We start from the raw sequence: 23,428 nt of genomic DNA, 5'->3' as shown, positions 1-23,428 counted from the left end.
TCCCGTGCAAGAGCAAGAAAAAGCACAAGCGAGTGAGCTTAAGAATTCCGCCCGGCGTGCCATGAACCGCCGTACCACGTGGGTCTGGGCCGGCCGTGCCATCCTCGCCGTCATCGTGATCGGTGGCTGGCAGTGGTTCACGACCGAGGGCTGGGTGGACAAGTTCTTCTTCGGCCAGCCGACCGAAATTTGGAACAGCCTGGTGGATCTCTTCACCAAGGGCACGGCCTTCGGCACGATCTGGGAGAACCTCTGGGTCACCATGCAGGAAGCCATCTACGGCTTCGCGCTCGGAACGCTCGTCGGCGTCGTGCTCGGAATCCTTCTTGGCTCGAACAAGTACCTGTCCGAAGTTGTCGGCCCGTACATCCGGATCGTGAACTCCATCCCCAGAATCGTGCTCGGCTCGATCTTCATCGTGGCTTTCGGCCTCGGCGTCTTCCCGAAGGTGCTGCTCGCAGCGGTCCTGGTCTTCTTCGTCGTCTTCTTCAACGCTTTCCAGGGTGTCCGTGAAGTCGACCAGAACCTGGTCGGAAACGTTCGCGTCCTGGGAGCATCGCCGCTCCAGGTAGCGATCCACGTGACCATTCCCTCGGCAATGACCTGGATCATCGCAAGCTTGCACACGGCGTTCGGTTTCGCGATCATCGGTGCGCTTGTTGCTGAAGTGCTCGGCGCCCAGCAGGGAATCGGCCTCATCATCAGCCAGGCACAGGGAACATTCGATCCCAATACGGTCTTCGCCTGCATGGTGATCATCGCAGTCATCACGCTCGGCGCGGAATACCTCATCGCACTGCTAGAGCACACGCTGCTCAAATGGCGGCCACCAAACCGTTCCGAAGCACAGGCGATCTGACGCTCGCCGTCTTCCATTCCACTTACCCCAACGCTCGAATCCTCAAAATAGAAGGAAACGCACAACCATGATGAAGAACAAGATCTACGCCGTCGGCGCTGCCGGAGTGATCGCCCTGAGCCTCGCGGCGTGCGGCACCAGCACCGCAAGCAGCAACGGCGCGGCAAGCGGCGGTGCTTCCGCGGACACCGCCTCGATGCCCACCGTGAAGATGATGGTCGGCGGCATCGACAAGCAGATCTACCTGCCGTACCAGCTCGCACAGCAGCTCGGCTTCTACGAGAAGTACGGCGTCAAGATGGAGCTTTCCACCGAGTCCCAGGGTGGCGTCGGCGCCGAAGACGCAATGGCATCCGGGCAGGTGGACATGGCCGGTGCGTGGTACGTCCACACGGTCGACTTCCAGTCCAAGGGCAAGAACGTCATCAACCTCGTGCAGCTTTCGAGTGCACCGGGCGAACGCATCATGTGCAGCCCTAAGGCGAACGTGAAGACGGGCGCAGACCTCAAGGGCAAGACCGTCGGCGTCACCGACCTCGGCTCGGGAACCGATGAGCTCACCCAGTTCATCGCTGCGAAGGCCGGACTCGCGAAGAGCGATTACCACACGATCGCCGTCGGCGCCGGTGCAACCGCAATCGCGGCAATCCAGCGCGGATCCGCTGACTGCGTCATGACCACCCAGCCGACCGTGGGCGCCCTTGAGAACAAGAACCTCGCCGTTTCCGCGATCGACCTCGCCACCTCTGACGGAGCCAAGGCAGCTCTTGGCGGCACCTTGCCGTCGGCCGGCCTTCTGGCCCAGTCTGACTGGGTCAAGACCCACGAGGACGCAGCCCAGAAGGTCGTCAACGCCCTTGTGGACACGATGCACTGGATCAGCACCCACTCCGCCCAGGAAATCGCGGACAAGCTGCCCCAGTCCTACGTCCAGAACAGCACCATCTCCAAGGACCAGTACGTCGCCGCGCTGAACCAGGACAAGGGTCAGTTCCTCCCGGACGGCCTCATGCCTGCAGGTGGCCCCAAGACGATCTTCGCCGAGGAGAAGACCATCGGCGTTGACACCTCCAAGGTCAACATCCCCGACACGTTCACCCAGAAGTACGCCCAGGCCGCGCTCAAGCTCGAGGGCTACACCGCCACCACCACCCCTGCCGGCAACGACGGCTAATCCCTACCCCCTATAGCTAGCCCCCAAACGATCGGCCTGCGTGGTAATCCACGCAGGCCGATTGTTTTGTTTGGGGGTACAGGCGATCTTCATCTTGGTTGGGTATTGCGCTTGAATCTTGTTCTGCTGACCGTCCAGACAGTGATCCAGAGCAGAATGACGAGGATCAACGTCTCGGTCCCGTTGGGAGCAAAACCGAACAGTCCCCAGATAACGTATGGAACGACGAACACAAGTAAGCCTGTTGCTACAGCGGCAAATACAACAGCACGACCAGACATCTTGCAGACCTCCCTAACGGCCGTCGATGCTTCCACGCAGGCCGATCGTTTTGCTTCCGGTGCTTGTGGACCCGCGGCGTTAGAGCTGCCGTGTACTGCTTCGATCCCTCTTTTGCCATTCCTCGGATCTGAAGAAACTTTCCAGCTCCGGTCCTGCATTCTCCGAGATACGTACGTCGTCATCGGTCATGTCAAACAGGGGAAGATAGCCTTTTTGTTCCGCCAATTCATTCGCTATCACCAAGACCGACTTTTCTTCGGCGGACACTGACTCGCCACCGATCGCACGCTGTGCAATGTGCTCGCACCCGGAAATTTGCAGTATGACCATGAGGTCGAAGTTCCTGAGCTCATGCTCATGCCAGATGCTCTTCAGTTGGAGAGGCCCGATGGTGTTCCTGTCCCCGGCTCTGCTTTCATGGCTCGTCGTGGGATCACTTCGCCGAGCAGAAGCAGTTTCCTTACGAGGCGCATGTTGATCTCCATCAGGGAGCAGGCATTCCAAAACCGGACGAGCGGTTTGTTTAAACTAGGCCATAACGCTCCCACGGGTCAACCCTTGGGAGCGTCTGGATTTACGTGTCGATGCTGGCCATGTTGGGGTAGCGGTCCCCGGCCGTGGACCCAGCCGGGGCCAGTTCGTCGAGGCGCTTCAGGTCCTCTTCGGAGAGTACGACGGCGGTGGCCGCCAGGTTTTCTGCCAGGCGTTCGCGCTTCTTGGTGCCGGGGATCGGGACGATGTGGTCGCCTTGTGCCAGCAGCCACGCGAGGGCAAGCTGCCCAGGCGTGCATTGCTTCTGGTCAGCGAGTTCCTTCACCCGGTCCACGAGCTCGAGGTTGCGCGTGAAGTTGTCGCCTTGGAAACGAGGGGAGTGCCGGCGGTAGTCGTTCTCGGCGAAGTCCGCCTCGCTGCGCAGCTGTCCGGTCAGGAACCCGCGGCCGAGAGGGCTGTACGGAACGAACCCGATGCCCAGCTCGGCCAGGACCGGGAAGACCTTCGTTTCGGGCTCCCGTTCCCAGAGGGAGTACTCGGTCTGCAGCGCCGTGATCGGATGCACGGCGTGGGCCCGACGGATGGTGTCCGGTGCGGCTTCGGACAGTCCCAAGTGCCGGACCTTTCCGGCCTGGACCAGTTCGGCCATGGCGCCCACCGTGTCTTCGATGGGTACCGTCTTGTCTACGCGGTGCTGGTAGTACAGGTCGATGTGATCCACACCGAGGCGTTGCAGGCTGGCGTCGCAAGCGGAGTGGACATATTCGGGCCTGCCGTTGACACGCAGGAAGGATCCGTCCTCGCGGCGTTCGTTCCCGAACTTCGTGGCCACAACGACGTCGTCACGGCGGCTGGCGATGGCCTGGCCGACGAGCTTTTCGTTGGTGAAGGGCCCGTACATGTCGGCGGTGTCCAACAGGCTGCCGCCCGCGTCGAGGAAGGCGTTGATGGTGGCAAGGGACTCCCGGTCGTCCCCTTCGCCGTAGAACTCACTCATGCCCATGCAGCCGAGGCCGAGAGCAGAAACGGTCAATGAACCAAGCGTGCGGATTTCCATGGGGTTCTCTCCTATAGGTGGCAGAACGTGCTGGATAGCAGGACGGTGCTCAGAGAGGGGTGCGGGTAGGGCCACTATAGGCACGTCGGGGGAGAGTGGACAACGTTGAGGCAGGGAGAGCGGCCAAGCTACTGAATGGCAACTTCGGATTGGCCGAACAGTTCTGCATCGAGCTGGTCGAGGGCTTCGGGATACCCCGCCACATCGATGGGTCCGCGTGTGGTCTGAAGTGAAACCACTCGGAAACCAGGGCCGAAGTTGACTGCCGCGAAATCCCACAGTTCCAAGTGCCTGCGGGTCGCCGGTGTCCGGCCATTTACGAGGAAAGTAGCTGGATTGACCCATGATCCGTCTCGAGACTCGTTTGCCACGAAGTCAACTAGCGGTGCGCGGACGGAAAGCAGGCCCCGCACCCAGCCATTGGCCACGCCGCCGGGCAATGGTTCGGGCGAACGAATCCAGAATTCCGTCCACCCGCGCCGTCGCCATAGCTTAAACCTGAGTCGATTAACTACGCGGGCTACCACTAGGGAAACGATCCAAGTGGCCACAAAAGTGATAGCGAATATGGGAATCGAGCTGGGCTTTGCGCCATCGAACACAAGGAGGACGATCGAGCCCGAACCTACGAGACCGATCGTCAGCAGATGCTTGATCCTGGCTTTCTTCCCGGTCATGCCACACTATAGTCCCGGGTCCCACGCGTTGTCCCACATGGACCCACGCGAGAACCGTCTAACCGCCGAAGCGCTCAGCGAAGTCCTTAGCTGATTCGATGGACTCAATCCCGATGATCCAACAAAACACTGCAGCGGCAAGCGCGATGAGCAGGAAAACCGACGAGGCTGTGATCCAAAAGACCTCTCGCGGCAGGTTAAGAATGGAGCGCACCGACGCCATATCAGCCATTGCCGGAATAGCGACGGACGCTGCCATCACCCACTGGCGTTTGGCGATCTCGGCCCTGTAGTGCGAGCCGGATTTGTCGTCTGGATCAAAGTCGAACCCGAACCAGAAGGCAACGAACGTCGACACCGCCGTCAGGCACGGAAGCGCGAACGTAATGCCTATCCAGACGGCCCCGTTTCCAGATTTCCCCATATCCATCATCCAATCACCTCCGCCTCCACGGATCGGAACGGGCCGCAGACCGCTGCGGGAAAGTAAGTTGGTGTTGGAACACGACATGCCGTCCGGCCAAATCGACCGGCAAAAGGGAATCAGGAAACGACAAATGAGCGAAACCGCGCTGCATGCTGCGAAGGTCAATCTGATGGTGGCGCGGTGACGGCCCGGCTGCGGGTGTGCCTGCCCGATCAGAAACTCCTGGACGCCATGGAACCTTCCGCCGACGTCGAGTTCGTCGTGTGGGACCTGACTGGCCCCGCCCCGGCGGACAGCTTCGACCTGCTGGTGCCGCCTTACATGGGCCGGCCAGACGCGCTCACGGCGCTGGATGGCGTGCCGGTCAGGCTCGTGCAGAGCCAGTCGATAGGGTACGACGGCGTCGCTGACGTCTTGCCGTCGGGTTGCGTTTTCGCCAACGCGGCCGGCGTCCATGAGACGTCGACGGCGGAACTCGCCTTGGGAATGATGATCGCCAGCCAGCGTAGTATTCCGGACTTTGTGCGCAACCAGGCGTCCGGTACGTGGGGCTATGGGCAGAGACCAAGTTTGGCGGACCGCAGGGTGCTCCTGGTCGGCTACGGGGGAGTGGGGAAGGCGATTGAAGCCAGGCTGTTGCCGTTCGAAACGCAGGTGACGCGGATGGCAAGCCGGGAACGGGACGATGACCACGGCCGTATCCTCGGCATCGACTCACTTTATGAGCAGTTGCCGCTGCACGAGATCGTGGTGGTTAGCGTACCTTTGTCCGAGCACACCCGTGGGCTGGTGGATGCTCGGTTCCTCGCGGCCATGCCGGACGGCGCGTTGATGGTGAACGTGGCGCGGGGCCCGGTGGTGGACACGGAAGCCTTGCTGCGGGAGACGTCTTCGGGACGGTTACGTGCTGCTTTGGATGTAACGGACCCGGAGCCTCTGCCGGCCGACCATCCTTTGTGGACGGTGCCTGGCGTGTTGATCACGCCCCATGTGGGCGGGGCGAGCTCCGCGATGTTCCCCCGGATGGTCCGGCTGATCCAAAAGCAGATCTCGTTGCTGCTGGCCGGTGAGGTGCCGGTGAACGTGGTGCTGGGTGCGGAATCGGTGGGCGAGTAGCGGGCTGAGCGGGCAGACGGAACGGATGGACTCGGGCATGCGGTTGACACCGACGAAGGAACCGTCGTGGCCGTATTCGGTTCCGAACTTTTTGGCCACGACGACGTCGGCCGGTAGCCGGCGATGACGAGCTTTCGTTGGTGAAGGCCCCGATCCACGGTGTCCAACAGGATAGGGGAGGAGGGACAACGGGTGCGTGGGCCGCGGAAGCTTTGCTTGTGATCGCGCAGGCTCGGCGGCGGCAGGAGTGACGACTCCCAAGCTATCCTGGGCAGATGGCCGCAATTGGGGAAACCGACACAGTGAATTTCGACGCGAAGTTGCGGCGTGAGGCGATGGCATGGCTGACGGTACGTACTAATGATGGCGAGGATTGGCTCACCCGAGAGGACATCAAGGACTTCACTTTGGACGGGGAGCCAAGAAGACTGCAGGCCACGCAGACGGGGATTTGGAAGCCGAAGGATCTTGGGGCGGCACTTTCGATCCAAACCGTTTACAGGGCTCCCGGTAGGGAACGCCCATACAACGATGAAATGGGGGAGGACGGGCTCCTTCGCTATGCATGGCGTGGAGATAACCGGGAGCACCCGGATAATCGCGCGCTTCGAGCTGCCATGGAGCAGCAGTTGCCTCTTATCTGGTTCTTCGGTGTTGGGATGGGGCCCGCCGTTTTTCAACCTGTCTTCCCTGTCTATCTTCTTTGGGAAGAACCTGAACGCAAGCGATTTGTCATTGATCCAAACGTTGGCAAGGGCCTCGTCAGTAAAGAAAGCCCGATAGAAGAACACCTCCGTCGCTATCTCACCGTGGAAACCAAAAGGCGATTGCATCAACCTGTATTTCGCTCGACCGTACTTCGGGCCTACAAGACTAGGTGCGCGGTGTGCGCGTTGGCTCACCGAGAACTGCTCGACGCAGCGCACATCGTTCCAGACTCCTCAGAACTGGGCATTGCTTCCGTTGTAAACGGTATGGCGCTGTGCAAGATTCACCATGCCGCTTTTGATGCGCACATACTGGGCATTCGTCCGGATTTTGTAGTGGAAGTTAGGGACGATATTTTGGCGGAAGTCGATGGCCCAATGTTGACCTATGGGATCCAAGCCCGGCACGGTCAACGTCTCATGGAACTGCCGCAAAACCGTCGCGAGTACCCCAGCCAGGATCTACTTGAACACGCCTACCAAGCTTTCAGGAGCGCTTGAGGTCCGTCCCCGAAGAGCGAATTCACTTTAAGACCCTGGCAGAGTCATCGTAAGAAATGGGTGACAAGCGCCTTCGCATCAGACACTATAACAAATGCCCAATTTCAGCACAAAGACTGCAGATGGGCATTGGCGCGGACGTCGCTAAAATAGTTAGAGCTTTTGGCTGCCTATATGCCGCAAGCCTGAAGGTTCACGATCGGTGGCAGTGTGCTAGTCGACGTCAATAACCCTCTTCGAGATCGCGGATGAAATAGCTTATGGAGAGTCGACGGGTTTGTCTTCATCCTCGTTTTGCCCGACTTCTCCCCTGAACATCCGAAGTCCTTCAATGGCGCGATATCGGCGAAGCTGCGCTGTTCCGGAGTGCGGAATCTGCGCATCACTAACTTCGGTTGGAAGGGGCGCAGTACGAAGTACTTCCAGTGGGATTAATTCCTTGAGTTTTTGAATGTCTAAACTGTCAAAATTGTTTCCATTCGATCCGAGGTAGAAACGGCCACGTTGCGAATCGCCTCTGTAAGCGAAGTGCCCGGCGACTGTAATAAGGTCAAAATGCTGCGATTCGATTGTTTCTTGTAGTCTGAGTCGGACGTGTTCCAATCCATCAAAGAAGTCCAAACATGACCAGACCTCAAGGAACTCACGGTCGGACGTTGCATAGGATTCGCTGAGGAGAATCTCGACCATCCAATCTGCGGCTCGCAGTTGCCATGCATCCGCCAGGTCAACCAGGAATTCAGGTGCTTGTGGGCCGTTTGCCTCAGTGGACTCGGCCGGCTCGTCAGCGGCCATGTTCTTCCCAAATGGGTAGTAGGTGTTTGTGGCCCTTCTGAGTGCCGTGCCGAGCGATGCGGGCGACCCAAAGGAATCGACAATAAACGAGACGTGCTCACCATGATTTTCGAGATTGGCGTCGAGCAGCCTGGCGAGCCATCCGACTTTCTGCATCCCTGGGGAGATCGGAAGGTCAAATTGAACCGGATCTCTGGCCAACGATCTCGCGACAAACTTAACCAGGTTCATGTTCGGCACTGCACTGCTCCAGTCGGAATGTAGGTTCCCCTTCTGAACTGCAAGCATTCGAATATCGATATTGGGATGGTCGAAGGTATCAATCAATGGCTGCCCGGCTGGGGTTACTCCTTTAGACAAGCTGTCTATCTGCGTAAGTATCAATTGGTCAGAAATGTCGCCAAAAGGTAGCGAGAACGTAAAATACCGGTCAAAGTATGCGGGGTCGCAAGCCCGAAATTTTCCCGAAGAGTCCGCCGAGCGGCCGAGTTCACCTGCCATTCTTGGGAATAGGTCAGAAATTGCTCGACCTAGTGCGAGTATTTCGGTCTTGCTTGTATATCCGGATTCGCTGATGAGTTCATCCCATTCCGCCTGGGCCTTGGGGCGATCTTGAACAGGAGCAACAACTTTTTTCATTCCGATCAGACGACCCCTCCACTTCGGGATCTGCGCATAAATCCTCGGATGATGAAGCCGCAGGAATGTGATAGCTAAGAAATCCGCGGGATCCACTTCATTCTCCGCGAGGGCAAGATACGTCTTGGCCTGGGCGCAGTACCTCCGACATGCCCTGGGGGTTGTCAAGTGGTCCCACATATGGTCCGTATAGAACGCCTGAAACCGCTGGAATGGGGAAAGTGTAAACGGGCTGGTGGTGTCAGTTAATATTGATCGGACTTCATCGAAAACGATTCTTTGAAGGTGAGTCTGTTGCGCCGGCGGAAGTGAAAGCGGATACTGAACAATCTTCTCCAAGAAGGCGTTGGCCGTCTCGGTCTTACCCCGAAGACCGGCGGCTAGTATCTCAACAAGTGAGTTGTGATCATAGGAAAGAAGGTAATTGGTCCGTGGAAATCTTCCAGTCAACCGGACCATTTTCATCAACGTCATGATTTCGTCAGGTTGCAATCGGTCAATGTCGTCGATTATCACCAGAACCCTAGACCCGGCTTCGTTTATAGCATCGGAGAGACGTTGAAAGGCACTGTCCCAGGATTCTTCGGGTAGTGTCTCCTTGACCAGCTCAGCAACTCCATTGCCAAGGCCCCACGGAACCGACTTCAGCAATGGCGAGGAACGTCTCATGATCGTTTTGACGTTTTTTCGTACTTTTCGATGACTGCCTTTCGGGAATGCCTCAAGGAACGATGCGAAGAATTCACGCTGTATCTCTGTCGAGCCTTCAGCCGACCAAGGACTGAACGTAACCACCTTAACCTGGGGTCTAAGAGCAGGTCGCAGGAAGTTTAGCAGGGTGGACTTTCCTGAACCCCAGGGACCGGTAAGTGCCACAACGCTGCTGTCGTTGCTGTTGGTCAGATTCTTTAGTAGGTCCGCAACCATGCTGAGGAACGGCTGTCTCCCAAGGAGGTCATCCTTCGGATTCCTCAGCGGCGCGTCTGTCCAGGGTTCGATTAAGGCTTGTTGGAGGTGGTCATTCATCCCTGGAGCTCCTCGTAAACCAGCTCACTCAGCATCTTCAGCAGTGCCCTCATCTTCGTCTTGTCACCCAAGGCCTGCAGGCTCAGGTTGTAGTGGCTGTCCATCGAGTTCGACACGGCATCGGTGACGGCCTTCTCTAGATGGGGACTGCCGCCGAAGTGGCTTCGCGAGTTGTTCTGTGCCTGTTTCTGCAACGTCTCATTCTTCACCAGCTCGCGCCGCACGCCTTCGACGAAGTGTGCAACCGCATCCAGTTCCTCCCCCTCGAACGGCAAATTGGCCTGCCGGATGATCTCTTCCCACGTCGCCAGAACAGGATCCTTAGCCTGCCCGGTGCCCACCTCGGTCGGTGGTTTCAGAAACGCATCCTCGCCAGAGAGCTGAAGCTGGGCCTGCCCCTTGTCCTTGAGCGCGTACTTCGCAAGCACGACCCCGGATAGGTCCAGCGCCACCTTCGCATCGTTCACGCGGAGAACGGGAAGGAGGTGCTTGTAGTAGATGGAGCGCTTCTCCAGGTCCGTGTCGGCGAAGTCTACGATCTGGGAGAGGAAGTCGTAGGCGCGGACGAAGGAGCCGAGGTCCTTCCGGAACAGGTCCAGCTCCTCTTGGGCCGCCTTGTCACACTCAGCCACGGCGGCGTTGTACCGAGTGTTGAAGCGCGATTTTGCCGGAGCCACCCAGCCGGAGAGCGCGTTGTTACCTGCCTCCAGAACGTAGGACTTCACCAGCCCGTCCACCTCGGACTCGAGGTAGATCTGGGCGGCGTCGAGCTTGGCCTGAAGGTCGTGCACGACATTCGGATCCGAGACGCCCTCCAACGCGGCCTCGCGGAAGTAGGGCTGGAAGGAAGCGAGGATCTCGTCCGGATTGTTGACGAAGTCCAGCACGAAGGTCTGGTCCTTGCCCACGGCGGTGCGGTTCAGCCGGGACAAGGTCTGGACGGCCGACACTCCCGAGAGCTTCTTGTCCACGTACATGGCGACAAGCAGCGGTTGATCGAATCCAGTCTGGAACTTGTTGGCCACAAGCATGATCTTGTATTCGTCGGTGGAGAACGCCTCTGAGAGCGTGCGCCCCTTGAGCCCTGGGTTCATGTTGATCTCGGTGAATGCCTCGAGGCCCGATTCGTCGTCGTTCACTTCCCCGGAGAAGGCGACCATGGCGCCCAGGCCGGAGTAGCCGGCGTCGTGGATGTATTTGTCGATGGCGAGCTTGTACCGGACGGCTTCCTTGCGGGAACCGGTGACCACCATCGCCTTGGCCTTGCCGTCGAGGCGCCAGGCCACGTTGGCGCGGAAGTGCTCGACGATCACCTGGACCTTCTGGCTGATGTTGTACGGGTGCAGCTTTACCCAGTTCATCAGCGACTTCAGTGCCTCTGATTTCTCCACTTGAGTGTCGTCCGAGTCGTAGTCCCGGCCCTCGTGGGCTAGCCGGTAGGCCACCTTGTAGCTGGTGTAATTCTGCAGCACGTCCAGGATGAAGCGCTCCTCGATGGCCTGCTGCATGGAGTACAGGTGGAACGGCTGCGGCAGCCCGTCCGGGCCCTTGCGGCCGAACAGCTCCAGGGTTTTGGCCTTGGGCGTGGCAGTGAAGGCGAAGTAGCTGATGTTCTTGGCATCGGCACGCTCGGCCATCTCGGCCGCCAGATAGGATTCGACGTCGAAATCGCCGCCGTCGTTGACGTCCGCAAGTTCCTCCGCAGAGAGGACTTTCTTCAGCTTGTTCGCCGTGGACCCGGTCTGGGAGGAGTGGGCCTCGTCCGCGATGATGGCGAAGTTCCGGCCCTTTAGCGACTGGGATTCGGCGATTGCTTTCAGCGCGAACGGGAAGGTCTGGATGGTGACGATGATGATCGGTGTTCGGGCCACTAGCGCGGCCGTGAGTTCGGCGGACTTGGAGCCGGCGTTGCCGCGGATGGGGACCACGACACCGGACTTGTGTTCGATCTGGTAGATCACGTCCTGCAGCTGGGCATCCAGGACGGTCCGGTCGGTCACGACGATGACGGAGTCGAAGATCTTCTGGTTGCCGGCGCCATGCAGGGAGCTGAGTTGGTGAGCGGTCCAGGCGATGGAGTTGGTTTTGCCGGAGCCCGCGGAGTGCTGGACCAGGTAGCGGTGGCCGGGGCCTTCATTGCGGGCGGTCTCGATGAGCTGGTTGACCACGTCCCACTGGTGGTAGCGCGGGAATAGGAGGGATTTGCGGACTACCCGTTCTCCGGTGACGGGGTTGGTTTTGTCGCTTATCTGTAGGTGCAGGAATTTGCCGATGATGTTCAGCCAGGAGGCGCGCTGCAGGACCTGTTCCCAGAGGTAGCTGGTGGCCGATCCTTTGGCGTTGACCGGGTTGCCGGCGTGGCCGTCGTCGCCGAGGTTGAAGGGCAGGAAGTAGGTGTCCTTGCCCTTGAGCTCGGTGGTCATCTGGATTTCGTTGTTGCTGACCGCGAAGTGCACCAGGGCCCGGCGGCCGAAGGACAACAGCGGCTCGTCCCTGTTCTTGCCGTTGCGGGGCTGTCGGTCTTTGCGGTACTGCTCGACGGCATCATTGATGTTTTGCGTGAAGTCCGTCTTGAGCTCGATGGTCGCGACCGGCAGGCCGTTGACGAACAGGACCAGATCGATGCTCTTCATGGTGTCCACCGTGGAGTAATGGACCTGCCGGATCACTCGAAGGCGGACCTTGCCGTAGCGTTCCAGCGTTTCGGGGTTCAGACCCATGGCCGGCCTGAACTGGCACATCTCAAATTTCGCAGCGACGTCCTTGAACCCCGTACGGAGGACCGAGAGCATGCCGGCTTCCTTGGCAGCGGGCTTGTCCAACACCTTGCACAACCTGTCCAGAAGGAGACCCTTAGCGACGTCATGCTCGGCCGGGGAGTCCGCGGGTTTCAGGACCTTCGCCAGCTGCTCAGGCTGGGTATCCGCCAGCCATGCGATGACATCTTCAGGGACGATGGCCCGGGTGGCGTCGTAGAGGCTGCGAGCCGGCCGGTGAGGCTCGTAAATCCAGCCCTCGGCCGCGAGGGCCTGACAGATCTCCTCTTCGAATGTCACTTCATTGTGCTGTGCCATGGTCACCAATCCGGATGTTCTTTAGACATGAACAGGACGTATGCGAGAAAAGCAGTCATGCTGGATTTACTATGGGCAACTTTAGTTGCCGTTCCAGACGAGTGGTGAATTTTCTCAAGTCCGGGCCCGCCAGTTGGCTGTTATCAACGCAACTCCGCCTCAATGTTTCTAAGCAACTCAACCATCTCCCATTCCAGATTCTCAGGTGACACTGCCGATGCGAGCTTCCTGGCCGACAGCACTGGAAACCTTGTTTCCTGCGTTCGTCGGTTCCAAGATGCAATGAAATCCTTTGGCGGTATCATGCCAAGACGTCGATCCAAGCCCTTATCCCATAAAGCCTTGAAATCTCTCAGCGCCGTCGTTATCTTCGTTGACTCGTCATAGTGAGCAGGTAACGTCTTTGCAACGCTTGAAGAATACTGTCCGAAAACGTCGTCGAAAAATGATTCAGCAATCAGTTCCAGCTCTGATCGAACGATTGAATCGTTGAGTTTTGTAAATGTGGAAACTATTTGAGGGGAGATGAGATAGCTTTCCAATTCCTTCTTATTCCACACGTGGGCTTTTACGCCAGAGGCTAAGAGATCTTCTTCAATCTTCTGGCACTCGATTTGCTGGCGATAGTCTCTATCCAAGATCAGCCTAATATTTATGGTTTCGCCCATATATCGAGAAGAAAGCCAAGCAAATGACTCAACGCTTGGCCATCGGCTGAAGCCCCCAATTGGAATGATGGCTAGATTGCGCTCCATTGCGAGTCCAGCGCAACCAAGGCGTTCGGCCACCACACGCAGAATCTTCATGTCCTGCCCTTCCACGAAGAGAGCATTCTTCGCCTTGAGAGCTCGAGCCATTGAAAGGTTAAAAGAACTGCCGAGACCATCGGCAATCACACCTAGCCCATTCTGATTCGAGGTGCGGACGGCAGACGCTGCAGTTCGTTCTATCCAAACCAGGGATGATGGTTGAGCTTCGGACGCCACTTCTGCAGCGTGCGACGACATGATGACCTGCTGTTTGGCAGCCTCGACGACCCTGACCAAGCGGCGCTGGAGATCAGGGTGGAGAAAAACGTCAGGCTCGTCCAAAAGGATGGATGCGCAATTCCGATTTCGCCAAAGATGAAATAGAAGCTGTAGCCAGATTTGAATGCCGTCTCCAGCCCAGAAGATCTCTTTCTCGGTGCGGCTACCTCCGTCCATGTAGAAGACGTCTAACCAGTCTTCCCCATCTACGCGTCGAGACGTTAACGCCAATGTTGTAATTTCCGGAGTATTCGTCAGAAGGAATGAGATCAAATCATTATGTTCATCCGAATCGCCGGATTGTGAAACCTTTAGATGATTTCGGAAGTGTCGGCTTGAAAGTCGCGTTTCCAAGTGCCCCTTTAGGTGAATCGCGGTCAATCGCTTTTCATTGCGTTCAAGTGGCGTCAGAGTCGGGACGATACCAATTACTGATACGAGTGCCTTTGCCGCCGCAGCAGTTTGTACATGGCTGCCTTTATGTTCGAGCCAGAAAAATGGAGGATCGTCGGCGGGCCAGGTGATTCTGAGTATGGCGCCAGAAGTGTAGCGCAATTCTAACTTAGATTCGGTGTCATCACTAAATTCATGTCGCACATTTTCGAGATTAAATGATTCGGTTCGAATTTTCCCGAGAAAATATCCATTTATCGTTTTGCCGTTACTCGAAAAGTATTCCTGGGGTCTGTTTCGCGTGGCAAACCGGGCGGCTTCATTGCAAAGTCTTATTGCCGAAATTAGGGTACTTTTTCCAGCGTTGTTCGGCCCGAGAAGGAGTGCACTTCCAGAGAAAGAAACAGAGTATGATTTAAAGCCCTTGAACATTGTGAGCCTCAATGACTTAATCATTTGGTTCCTTTGGTCTGAACGTCGATCACACCCGTGACTGCGGCCGAGATGAGGGCGGAGCGACGTTCGCGCAGGAGCGAAATCGACCGCCGGGCTAATTCAAGCAGATCATCGATCCGAGTCGTCGACTCATCGAGATACCGGGTTATCTCGATCTGTTTGGATGTCTCGGGCACCGGAATCCAGAGTCTTTTGATGTCTTCGAGGCTTAGTTGGAGCTTAGTTCCCCCGTAGGCACCCTGGTTCAGTTGGCGCTGCCCGAACTCTGAAAGGACGAAGTACGCGAGGAATCGTGACTGGAGTCGATTTTGATCGAGTCGAGTGAGAGCTACGTGCTGACTAACGTACGAGCCGGCCTCCTTTTCCGATGCCACTCCAACGGACCCAAGATACGCGGTGATCGAGAAAAGAACGTCGCCCGCTTCAACCACAGCACGTGTGCCCTCCGAATCACGAGGGATGTCGACGTGTTGAGTCTCGGACATATCTAGGTGGAGGTGTCCTCGCGTAAGATTGCCAATTCGAACAAATGGCGTTCCATGGTCCGCATAGAATTCTGCCCATCCTCGCGAGCCGCTGGTAATGAAGGTGAGAGCCCGCTTCAACTCTGTAGTCCACCATGTTTCAGGTATGTGGCCGAGCCATGGGATGCCCGAGGGCTTGGTGGGTGCGGTGGGGTCGAGGCCCTTGGTGACGGCGTGGGTGATGATGGCCTGGCGTTTCTCGGCGAGCAGTTCGATGAGCCGCTCCTGCTTGCCGATCAGTTCGTCGATCTGGGCGGTTTCGCGGTCGAGGAAATCAGAGATCGCACTCTGGATCGCGTGGCTTGGGTATGGCATTTGAAAAGAACGAAAATCATTCTGGCTGAGGTTCTGCATGCTACTGCTGGTGCCAACACATATGGCGGCAACCTGGTCGCGATATTCCCGAGTTTGCATCCACCAGTAGACAAATCTTGCGACTGCGGCTTCGGACGTCCGCACTTGCCAAAGACGATCCGGAAGATACAGATTGTCATAATCACGCTGAGTGTGGCCAGCAGCACCCACAAGAGCCGGCGTGTTCATGCGACTGACGATCAGCCGGTCGGAACGAACGGGACAGGACGCGCGTTCAATCTCGTCTGGATCCACGACTTTGTTTTCCGTTGCATCGAAGAATCCGTTGGAAACACAACTGGTCTTCAGCACGCCTACTTCGTCTTCAGCTGATGGGAAATCAATCGCATTTACGCTGGTGCCGCTTTCGATCGCTGCCACCGCACGGCGGACCGCCAATTGAGGGTGCGTCACTTCTCAACCTCGGACAGCAGCATCGTGATCTCGCCGATGAGCTTGTTGAGGTCCTTATCGATTTCCTCCAAGGACCTGGGCGCGACGTATTTGTAGAAGTGGCGGGTGAAGGGGATCTCGTAGCCGACCTTGGTCTTGGCTTCGTCGATCCAGGCGTCGGGGACGTGGGGGACGACTTCGCGTGCGAAGTAGTCTTGAATGTCCTCACCGAGCGGCACATTTTCGGTGTCGCGCAGGTCCGTGTCCGCCTCGGGAGTGCCCTTGGGGCCCTGGCAGATGTCGGCGGTTTCGTCGCGTTCGGAGAGGCCGGCGAGGACCGCTTTCAGGACGGGCGCGCCGAGTTTGAGACCAGCACCTGCGAGACCCGTCTTGAGGGCCTTGAGGAATGTCTCACGGTTCTTCCAGAGTTTCGTTTCGCTTTCGCCGAGCCGGGTGAGCGTCTTCTCGAGAAGCTGCCGGTCGTCGTCGGACAGTTTCTCGACCGGTTTTTGCGCCAGCACGGCGTCGACCCGCTCGGGCGTGCAGGCGAAGTTGAGCTTCAATGGGCGTTCCACCGTAATGGTGGAGTAGCCGAAGTCCTGGTTGTTGAAGATCTTAGAGGTCTCGCCGTCGTCCTCGAAAGTGCCATAGAGCCGGACGATCTTGGTGATGTCTTTGGGCCCGAGTTCCTTGCGTTTGGAGCCAAGGCTTTTGCGCATTTTCTGGAAGAAGTCCACGCCGTTGATGAGTTGGACCTTGCCGACACCCTCCGGGTGTTTCTGCTTCTTGTTGTTGGAGAGGATCCAGACGTAGGTGGCGATGCCGGTGTTGTAGAACATGTCCGTGGGGAGCGCGATGATGGCCTCCACGAAGTCGTTCTCGATCAGGTACCTGCGGATCTCGGACTCGCCCGAGCCGGCGCCGCCGGTGAATAGCGGTGAGCCGTTCAGGACGATGCCGATGCGGGAGCCGCCGTCGTGCGACGGGCGCATCTTGCGGACCAGGTGCAGCAGGAAAAGCAGCGAGCCGTCGCTCACGCGGGGCAAGCCCGGGCCGAAGCGGCCGTCGAAGCCGTGGAGTTCGTGTTCCTTCTGGATCTGCAGCTGGATCTTCTTCCATTCAACGCCGAAGGGCGGGTTGGAGAGCATGAAGTCGAACTGCTGGCCGATGTTCTGATCGTTGGCCAGGGTGTCGCCGACCGAGATCTTGGAGATGTCCTGGCCCTTGATCAGCAGGTCCGATTTGCAGATGGCGTATGACTCGTCGTTGATTTCCTGCCCGTAGGCGACGAGGGATGCGCTGGGGTTGAGTGCATGGAGGTGTTCCTGGGCGACAGTGAGCATGCCGCCCGTCCCGGCGGTTGGGTCGTAGATGGACCGGACGATGCCCTCTTTGGTGAGGACGTCGTCGTCGTAGTTCAGCAGCAGCTGGACCATGAGCTGGATGACTTCGCGCGGGGTGAAGTGCTCGCCGGCGGTCTCGTTAGAGGCTTCGGCGAAGCGGCGGATGAGTTCCTCGAACATGAGGCCCATCTCGATGTTGCTGATGGTCTCCGGGTGGAGGTCGATCGCGGCGAAGTCCTTGGTCACGCGATAAAGCAGGTCCGAGCTGTCCAGCTTCTCGAACGTCTTGTAGAACTCGAAGCGCTCGAAGATGTCGCGGGTGTTCTCCGAGAACCCCTGGACGTAGTCGAGGATGTTCGCCTTGATGTTGGTGGGGTCATCCAGGAGCTTGGCGAAGTTGAACTGGGAGGTGTTGAAGAAGCTGTGGCCCGAGGCCTTCTGCAGGAAGGTGTCCAGCGGGATATTCAGGTCTTTCTTGGCCTGCGCTTCCTGCAGGACGGCGTCCTTGGTGGCGTCCAGGACGCAGTCCAGGCGGCGGAGGATGGTGAACGGCAGGATCACCGAGCCGTACTGTGCCGGTTTGTAGGTGCCTCGCAGAATATTCGCGATGCTCCAGACTAGGTTGGCGTTGTTGTTGCTGGCCACTGTTCCCACTTCCGTTGCTGCGGGCAATGAGGGGACCAGCTTCTTAACTTGATGCTGGCATCGTCCCCATTGCCGTGCAGCATTCATTGATCACGCACGTACTCGCTTTGCATTCTATTGGGAGCAGGCGATCGGAGCTGACGGATTGGCCAACTTGAGGGCCCGCGTGTCCTGACGCGACGCTACGTTTCGCAGGACCGTGCTGAGCCAGCGGACCTCCGTTGGCGACCGAGCTCGCGGAGGTGGATGTCATGGCGGCGCCGGCGCAGGAGAGGAATGGGTTGCAGGCGAAACGTGAGTTGCTCGCAAGGTGACGTCCCCGTCAGCCGCTTGCTGCTCACCAGAATCGTCAAGCGATTGACCGTGCTCGTCAACCAGTACCGAGTGGTCGAGCGCCCGCGTCCAAGTTCAGGACTTACTGTCCGACCGTCCTAACCGGCCCTACTTCTTTCTTGTTGGGAACCAAGGAACTCCTGGTTTGATGGCAAGAGCGAAGAACGGGAAGATGATGCTGAACATCACCAAGCTGGCTAGAGTGGGCTTGGGTGTCCAACCAGAGGTCGCCCAGTAAAGCAACCATTGAGCTGCCCACATGCCGCCTACCGAAGCGACGTAAACATAAAGTCGTCCCCACCCGGTCTTTGGGGTCGTTATCTTCGGTTTGGCCGAAATTGTCCGGCGCCCGTCCTATCTGCAAGCGTCATTCCAGTTTGTTCCCGCGCCAAATGCTCCGGATCCGGCCCGTGTAACCCGCCCAATGCCGAGACTGAACCCCAGACGGCCCCGCAGCTCGCCTCGTCGCAGCCGAGTGGTCTCCCATGGCGGACCACCCTTGCCAGCACGACGGGCCCGACCAGCCTGCGGTGGTGATCGCCGCCCGGGGATTTGCAGCTTCTTGTAGACAAACCACGTTGCAAGACTCGTCCCCGAATGCTTTCAGGATGCTCGGGCCGAAGGTGAAGGTCGCGAACAGCGGACCGACCTGAAGTGGATAGAACCAGAAACGTGCCATCCGAGCGGTGACGATGCTAGCTGCAGCGGGATAGCAGCCGTCTACGTGTTTCGGTCTTGAACACGTAGACGCTCCTTTTGTGACACGTAGATGGAGCCTTTATTACACGTAGATTGGCCATTTTTGCACGTATTTTTCGTGGTCTCACCACTTAGATGGCAAATCCAGACATAGCCTTTTTACGGCGAACTGGGCGGCCCTTGCGCCTCCCAATTGCCGGAATGACGTGATTGCTACAGCAAGCTCGCACCTGAAGGGGCGCGAACCGGACATTCCCGCCGAACAACAAAATCTGGAGGAAACGTGAAAATTAGTTCAGTATCCTTAGTTATTTCGGTCTCAGCCGCTGCAATACTTTCTTTGTCAACTATTTCTCCCAGCGTGGCGGCCGAGAGCGTGCCACCGATAAGTCCGGCAATCCGCGCCATCGAGAATTCGGCACCGGGATTCATTCCGACGGCCAACGTGCGAGGATCTGCAGATTTGAACACCTCGCAGGCCAGGGCCCTAGCCGGGAACGCCTCGAATGAGCTTCCCACGAATTCTAGTGATCCTGTGGCAGTCCAGAGTTCGAGTGGGGCCGTGATTAGGTTGGGGCTTCCCTTCCGTGAAAAGGCCGTTGAGGGCAAGAAACAGTCCAACGGGACAGTCGTTTTTGATAATGAGAACGGAACGAGTTCCGTGCTGGTGCCTAAGGAAGGAATGGGCGTTGCCGCAGTGACCGTCCTTTCCGACTCCTCCTCACCCAGTCGTTTCAACTACAATCTCACGGTTCCATCCGACGGCACCGCAATTTTGAATAATCGAGGTGCCGTCGAAATCTTCGATGCCAAGGGCGCTTTCTCGGGCGTGATTGCCCCCGCCTGGGCAAAGGACTCCAGAGGCACGGTCGTGGCGACTCATTACGAGCTAAATGGTCCCACTCTCACCCAGGTTGTAGACCACACGTCCCAGTCGTACACGTACCCCGTCGTGGCGGATCCATGGCTAGGAATCGACTTGATTGACAGGTTTAGCTGGGACGGAAACAATATCAAGGTTCACGTTACCCCCATGATGGGCTTCGTGAACGAGACTGTCGCCGCCGGCGCAGGCTGGGACGAGCTGAAGACAAAGACCCGTAACCGGGTGAACCAGGCTACCCTCCATCAGCAATGGCTCTGCCATGCCCTAGGAAAGTTCGTGATCTTCTTCGAGCCGCCACCCAACAATACTTGGGATCTGGAGGGTTGGCGCCGAGTTGTGACCAACCCACTCGACTTCATCTGGTACCGGTGCAATTGGTAGCACGTAAACGAAGGACGAAATGAGTAAACGAACAGCCCCCATCATCATAGGTGCCCTTGGTCTCGTAGTCTTTTCAGTCGTAACAGTGATCTGGACAGTGCGGACATTTGAGATTGACGCTGCCAATCTGACAGAGGCCACCCCACCACTGCAGGCGGCCCTCTGGCTGGGGAGCATCCTCGTGGTTGCGGGATCTATTACTTGGCTCATTGTGCTCAGAAGACGGGGACCTAAGGAGTAGCAGCCACTCGATCATTTCATCGACGAGCGCGGGTTCGCGGATTTCGCTCGCGGAGGTGGATGTCTCGCTCACACCCCATGCGCTTGCTGAGGCGGCCTCGACTTTTGGCAGGCGTCCGGGGAGGTCGTCCGTTACGAATAGCTCCCATGGCGAACCATCCTTGTCAGCAGGATTGGCTCGGCCGGCCTGCGGTGATGCTCCTTGCCCGGTAGAGCAGGCTGTTGGTGGTGCTCAGAGCGACGGAGGGTTTGGCGCTTTGCCAGTCGATAGCTCTAATGAGAGCGGCTCTGACCGCCTTTTCCTACCCGGTAACGGTGAATCGCCGGGACCCCAAGAAGGATGTACCCAAACGCTATGGCCGGGTAGCCGGTCCACAGCGGTCCAAGCAGCTCGCGCAGGGGGCTGATGAAAATCATGGCGACGCCCAAGAGCGCAATTGCGAGCGTCAGTAAGCCGCTCCGACCATGAAGCATCACATGACGCGCTTGTTCTGCGGGGATCATTTGATTGCTCCTGTTTCTTTGGACAGTGCGGTTTTCACCTGGTTGTCATTCGAGCTCGAATTGCCGACGTGATCTCTTCGGGATGGGCGGTTGAGACGATCCATCGGCGCGTCTTCGTTTCCAAGGCGACCGCAGGCCCTCCCACCAGCAAGCCTCGGGTGTTTTTGCCCATGATCCGGAAGCCATATCCGTCAGCGAGGGTTGTCTCCGGGACCCCAGCTACGGCCACAACGTCTGAGATCGACATTTCGGTTGAATAGAACGGCGCGAGGCGCAGCACGATTTTCTCCTCAGTTATGGCGATGGAGACGGTCATCCGAACAATCGCCCAGGTGAAGGCGACGATGCCGGCGGCCATGAGAAGCCCGGGCAATACGATGCCCGAGACCAGAGCTGACACAACCAACACGCGCCAGCCGGGCCTCTGATATCACCATGTCTTTCCCACACTTCCGCGTCCGACTTGGACCGGACTCTCTAAGATCTTTCGTACGGCCTGCGGAGCCCCCGATGCCGCGCTTGTGAGTAAATAATCCATGCGATTGAGCCTGCAAACGGCACTGCAAAGATCACGACGGCAACGGCCACCTTACTTAGAGGGGGAATCCACTTTGATGCCATAAGCGATGCAAGCGCTACGACTACCAACACGAAATAGACGATGCCCAAAAAAGGCGTAGCCCAGGCGTCGCTGACGACTGGGTTATCCGTATCAGTTGGGCTCAACACGACCGACCTGCTTTGTTTGCTTCTTATAGACAGGCCACGTCGCGAGATTCGCCCCCGATGCGGCCACGGAGAGGATCCCCATGATGGTCTGATTGTTAAAGAACGCGATGGTAGCGACGATCAAGAGCAATACGGCTGGGAAGAGGGTCAGAAGTTTCATCACGCCGTCACCCACACCCCAAGGCAAGCGACGGGCCGCCAGTTGGTGCCAGTTCATAATCCCCCCAAGGGTTAGGTCGACTTCGCTTGGTTAGGAAAAATCGATCAGCCGTTGAGCTGCTGACGGTCCCATCCTGAGAGAAAGATAAACCTGCGAATGCCCGTCTCCGTGTGGATTTGGTGAATCTCCGTGCGTTTTGGGCGAATCTCCGTGTGAAAACCGCAAAATTCAGTGTGGAAGAGCCGGCGTCTACGTGTTTGGGACTACCCGCGTCTACGTGCGACGCACCCCGCCGTCGTACCCCGCAACTGAACCACGCAGGAAGTGAACGCAACCGCCCAAGTGCCGCCCGCCGTCGTGCACCCCACCCCCGGCGACGCAAGTTACCGTCTACTCCTCAGACTCCGGCAGTTCCTGCGGCCCGGATCCAGGTTCTTTCCTTGGGTGCTCGCCATCCGGGCCAAGTTCGTCGGAGTAGGGTGCTCGACCTTGGGGGGAGGTGTCGATGAGTTCGTTGGCGGCCATCGCCAGGAGGTCGCGTTGTAGGACGGGCAGGGAGAGGAGGCCTTGGAGATAGGCTTCCACCTCGTACTCGCCAACTTCGCCGCCCAGGCTGAAGTACTTGAGCCAGAGTTCGCCGACGTTGATTTGTGCTGACTTCATGGCAGCGGCCAGCATGCGCTGCTGTTGTGGTTCGTGCTGATCGAAGCCCACGGGCCGGCCTTAGTCCAGGGCCGCCGGAATCCCGGCGACGAGATCGGCACTGATCTGACCCAGTGTGCTGTTCTGCCGCCGGGCCCGGCGCATCAGTTCGGCAAGGGCCAAGTCAACGGTCAAAGAGTGGCGCTGCATCAGTATGCCGCAGGCCCGGTTGACGAGGTCGCGACTATGGAGGGACTCGGCCAGGGCTTCACTGATGCGGTGAGGTGCTTCGCTGGCCTGGATATTCGCAAGCAACGTTGCAGCCGGGGCGGCAAATAGTTCCAGCACCCCGGCCGCGTCCTCGCCGAAAGCGCCCGCACGGTCCGAGTAGATCTTCAGGGCGCCGATGCATTCTTGCTCGGCGATCAAAGGGGTGCTGATCACCGAAAGGATAGGCATGCCCTTCACAGCGTCAGACCATTGGCGCCAGCGCGGATCTGTTGCGACATCCTGGACGATCACTGTTTCTTCCATGGCCCAGGCCGTCAGGCACGGTCCCTGGCCCAACTCATATTGGAGGGCATCCGCGCGGGTGACCACTTCGTCTGTGGAGGCGCTGCTGGTCAGCCTGCCTCTCGAATCCACAATGGAAACTCCAGCGCCGGTGGCTCCGGACACGGATTCCTTGATGGCACGGGCAAGCAACCGCACGGCGCGGTCCACTTTCTCTTCCGTCAGCAGCAGGCCCTGGATTCGCGCGATAACGGTCGACAGTTCATCCAGCGGTAGTTTCCGCGCCATAGTCCTCATTCATCTAGGTCCAGTGCATCGAGCCGCAAGCGTTCCTGTGAAAGAGAATCCAGCACGGCATTTGGTGCGCTGTTCCTAGCTT

Annotated in this window: 19 protein-coding genes; 5 read left to right on the top strand and 14 right to left on the bottom strand. The window is 58.1% G+C overall.

Annotation, left to right across the window (positions count from 1 at the left end; all coding sequences use genetic code 11):
• Positions 1–4: 4 nt before the first annotated feature.
• Both ACSVHC_RS05425 and ACSVHC_RS05420 read left to right on the top strand, forming a co-directional pair.
• Positions 5–859 carry an ABC transporter permease gene (locus ACSVHC_RS05425; RefSeq protein ID WP_439180643.1) on the top strand — a complete coding sequence of 285 codons (855 nt, stop codon included), beginning with the start codon at positions 5–7 and terminating at the stop codon, positions 857–859.
• A 67-nt stretch (positions 860–926) separates the two neighbouring features.
• Positions 927–2,033: an ABC transporter substrate-binding protein gene (locus ACSVHC_RS05420; protein ID WP_439180642.1), complete on the top strand. Its 1,107-nt coding sequence runs from the start codon at positions 927–929 to the stop codon at positions 2,031–2,033.
• A 360-nt stretch (positions 2,034–2,393) separates the two neighbouring features.
• Here ACSVHC_RS05420 and ACSVHC_RS05415 read toward each other — a convergent pair whose 3' ends face one another.
• The 4 genes from ACSVHC_RS05415 to ACSVHC_RS05400 form a co-directional block, all read right to left on the bottom strand.
• Positions 2,394–2,645: a hypothetical protein gene (locus tag ACSVHC_RS05415; protein ID WP_437772736.1), complete on the bottom strand. Its 252-nt coding sequence runs from the start codon at positions 2,643–2,645 to the stop codon at positions 2,394–2,396.
• A 244-nt stretch (positions 2,646–2,889) separates the two neighbouring features.
• On the bottom strand, positions 2,890–3,864 hold the full coding sequence (locus ACSVHC_RS05410) for an aldo/keto reductase (RefSeq protein WP_437772737.1): 975 nt from the start codon (positions 3,862–3,864) through the stop codon (positions 2,890–2,892).
• 128 nt (positions 3,865–3,992) lie between these two features.
• Complete coding sequence (locus ACSVHC_RS05405) at positions 3,993–4,541, bottom strand: hypothetical protein (protein WP_437772738.1); 549 nt, start codon at positions 4,539–4,541, stop codon at positions 3,993–3,995.
• Between the two features lie 58 nt (positions 4,542–4,599).
• Positions 4,600–5,133: a hypothetical protein gene (locus ACSVHC_RS05400; protein ID WP_437772739.1), complete on the bottom strand. Its 534-nt coding sequence runs from the start codon at positions 5,131–5,133 to the stop codon at positions 4,600–4,602.
• A 15-nt stretch (positions 5,134–5,148) separates the two neighbouring features.
• Between ACSVHC_RS05400 and ACSVHC_RS05395 the strand changes: the two genes are divergently transcribed.
• Positions 5,149–6,084, top strand: coding sequence for a 2-hydroxyacid dehydrogenase (locus ACSVHC_RS05395; protein ID WP_437772740.1), 936 nt, complete (start codon positions 5,149–5,151; stop codon positions 6,082–6,084).
• A 275-nt stretch (positions 6,085–6,359) separates the two neighbouring features.
• Positions 6,360–7,292, top strand: coding sequence for an HNH endonuclease (locus ACSVHC_RS05390; RefSeq protein WP_437772741.1), 933 nt, complete (start codon positions 6,360–6,362; stop codon positions 7,290–7,292).
• A 258-nt stretch (positions 7,293–7,550) separates the two neighbouring features.
• Here the strand turns inward: ACSVHC_RS05390 and ACSVHC_RS05385 are convergent, their stop codons facing one another.
• The 6 genes from ACSVHC_RS05385 to ACSVHC_RS05360 all read right to left on the bottom strand — a co-directional run bounded on the left by ACSVHC_RS05385 (position 7,551) and on the right by ACSVHC_RS05360 (position 19,426).
• On the bottom strand, positions 7,551–9,752 hold the full coding sequence (locus ACSVHC_RS05385; RefSeq protein ID WP_439180641.1) for a KAP family P-loop NTPase fold protein: 2,202 nt from the start codon (positions 9,750–9,752) through the stop codon (positions 7,551–7,553).
• The gene (locus ACSVHC_RS05380; protein ID WP_437772745.1) at positions 9,749–12,826 is read right to left on the bottom strand and encodes a type I restriction endonuclease subunit R; all 3,078 of its coding nucleotides are present in this window, start codon (positions 12,824–12,826) and stop codon (positions 9,749–9,751) included. The genes ACSVHC_RS05385 and ACSVHC_RS05380 overlap by 4 nt, the downstream gene beginning before the upstream one ends.
• Before the next feature lie 143 nt (positions 12,827–12,969).
• Positions 12,970–14,703 carry an ATP-dependent nuclease gene (locus tag ACSVHC_RS05375; RefSeq protein WP_437772746.1) on the bottom strand — a complete coding sequence of 578 codons (1,734 nt, stop codon included), beginning with the start codon at positions 14,701–14,703 and terminating at the stop codon, positions 12,970–12,972.
• Positions 14,700–15,995, bottom strand: coding sequence for a restriction endonuclease subunit S (locus ACSVHC_RS05370; protein WP_437772747.1), 1,296 nt, complete (start codon positions 15,993–15,995; stop codon positions 14,700–14,702). The genes ACSVHC_RS05375 and ACSVHC_RS05370 overlap by 4 nt, the downstream gene beginning before the upstream one ends.
• Complete coding sequence (locus tag ACSVHC_RS05365) at positions 15,992–17,989, bottom strand: type I restriction-modification system subunit M (RefSeq protein WP_437772748.1); 1,998 nt, start codon at positions 17,987–17,989, stop codon at positions 15,992–15,994. Before ACSVHC_RS05365 ends, ACSVHC_RS05370 begins: the two co-directional genes overlap by 4 nt.
• Positions 17,990–19,207: 1,218 nt before the next feature.
• On the bottom strand, positions 19,208–19,426 hold the full coding sequence (locus ACSVHC_RS05360) for a hypothetical protein (RefSeq protein ID WP_437772749.1): 219 nt from the start codon (positions 19,424–19,426) through the stop codon (positions 19,208–19,210).
• A 31-nt stretch (positions 19,427–19,457) separates the two neighbouring features.
• On the opposite strand from ACSVHC_RS05360, the gene ACSVHC_RS05355 reads away from it, so the two are divergent.
• Complete coding sequence (locus tag ACSVHC_RS05355; protein ID WP_437772750.1) at positions 19,458–20,261, top strand: DUF2599 domain-containing protein; 804 nt, start codon at positions 19,458–19,460, stop codon at positions 20,259–20,261.
• A 778-nt stretch (positions 20,262–21,039) separates the two neighbouring features.
• Here the strand turns inward: ACSVHC_RS05355 and ACSVHC_RS05350 are convergent.
• The 4 genes from ACSVHC_RS05350 to ACSVHC_RS05335 form a co-directional block, all read right to left on the bottom strand.
• Positions 21,040–21,363, bottom strand: a complete 324-nt coding sequence (locus ACSVHC_RS05350) for a hypothetical protein (RefSeq protein WP_439180640.1) — start codon at positions 21,361–21,363, stop codon at positions 21,040–21,042.
• Positions 21,364–21,717: 354 nt separating this feature from the next.
• The gene (locus tag ACSVHC_RS05345; RefSeq protein WP_437772753.1) at positions 21,718–21,951 is read right to left on the bottom strand and encodes a hypothetical protein; all 234 of its coding nucleotides are present in this window, start codon (positions 21,949–21,951) and stop codon (positions 21,718–21,720) included.
• A 333-nt stretch (positions 21,952–22,284) separates the two neighbouring features.
• Complete coding sequence (locus ACSVHC_RS05340) at positions 22,285–22,608, bottom strand: hypothetical protein (protein WP_437772754.1); 324 nt, start codon at positions 22,606–22,608, stop codon at positions 22,285–22,287.
• Between the two features lie 9 nt (positions 22,609–22,617).
• Entirely contained in the window at positions 22,618–23,337 is a 720-nt protein-coding gene (locus ACSVHC_RS05335) for a GAF domain-containing protein (protein WP_437772755.1), read from the bottom strand.
• Positions 23,338–23,428 lie beyond the last annotated feature (91 nt).

The sequence above is a fragment of the Arthrobacter sp. KNU-44 genome (genome assembly GCF_051843155.1).
GTDB lineage: Bacteria > Actinomycetota > Actinomycetes > Actinomycetales > Micrococcaceae > Arthrobacter.
Note: the sequence above shows the minus strand (reverse complement) of the source record. Positions and strands in the feature narration are given on the sequence as shown.

Excerpts from the sequence above, each read along its gene's own strand:
- ACSVHC_RS05375 (WP_437772746.1), bottom strand. The coding sequence starts at position 14,703 with ATGATTAAGTCATTGAGGCTCACAATGTTCAAGGGCTTTAAATCATAC.
- ACSVHC_RS05410 (WP_437772737.1), bottom strand. The coding sequence starts at position 3,864 with ATGGAAATCCGCACGCTTGGTTCATTGACCGTTTCTGCTCTCGGCCTC.
- ACSVHC_RS05380 (WP_437772745.1), bottom strand. The coding sequence starts at position 12,826 with ATGGCACAGCACAATGAAGTGACATTCGAAGAGGAGATCTGTCAGGCC.
- ACSVHC_RS05420 (WP_439180642.1), top strand. The coding sequence starts at position 927 with ATGATGAAGAACAAGATCTACGCCGTCGGCGCTGCCGGAGTGATCGCC.
- ACSVHC_RS05335 (WP_437772755.1), bottom strand. The coding sequence starts at position 23,337 with ATGGCGCGGAAACTACCGCTGGATGAACTGTCGACCGTTATCGCGCGA.
- ACSVHC_RS05415 (WP_437772736.1), bottom strand. The coding sequence starts at position 2,645 with ATGGTCATACTGCAAATTTCCGGGTGCGAGCACATTGCACAGCGTGCG.
- ACSVHC_RS05350 (WP_439180640.1), bottom strand. The coding sequence starts at position 21,363 with ATGGCCGCCGGCATCGTCGCCTTCACCTGGGCGATTGTTCGGATGACC.
- ACSVHC_RS05405 (WP_437772738.1), bottom strand. The coding sequence starts at position 4,541 with ATGACCGGGAAGAAAGCCAGGATCAAGCATCTGCTGACGATCGGTCTC.
- ACSVHC_RS05345 (WP_437772753.1), bottom strand. The coding sequence starts at position 21,951 with ATGAACTGGCACCAACTGGCGGCCCGTCGCTTGCCTTGGGGTGTGGGT.
- ACSVHC_RS05360 (WP_437772749.1), bottom strand. The coding sequence starts at position 19,426 with ATGAATCCCGGTGCCGAATTCTCGATGGCGCGGATTGCCGGACTTATC.
- ACSVHC_RS05385 (WP_439180641.1), bottom strand. The coding sequence starts at position 9,752 with ATGAATGACCACCTCCAACAAGCCTTAATCGAACCCTGGACAGACGCG.
- ACSVHC_RS05390 (WP_437772741.1), top strand. The coding sequence starts at position 6,360 with ATGGCCGCAATTGGGGAAACCGACACAGTGAATTTCGACGCGAAGTTG.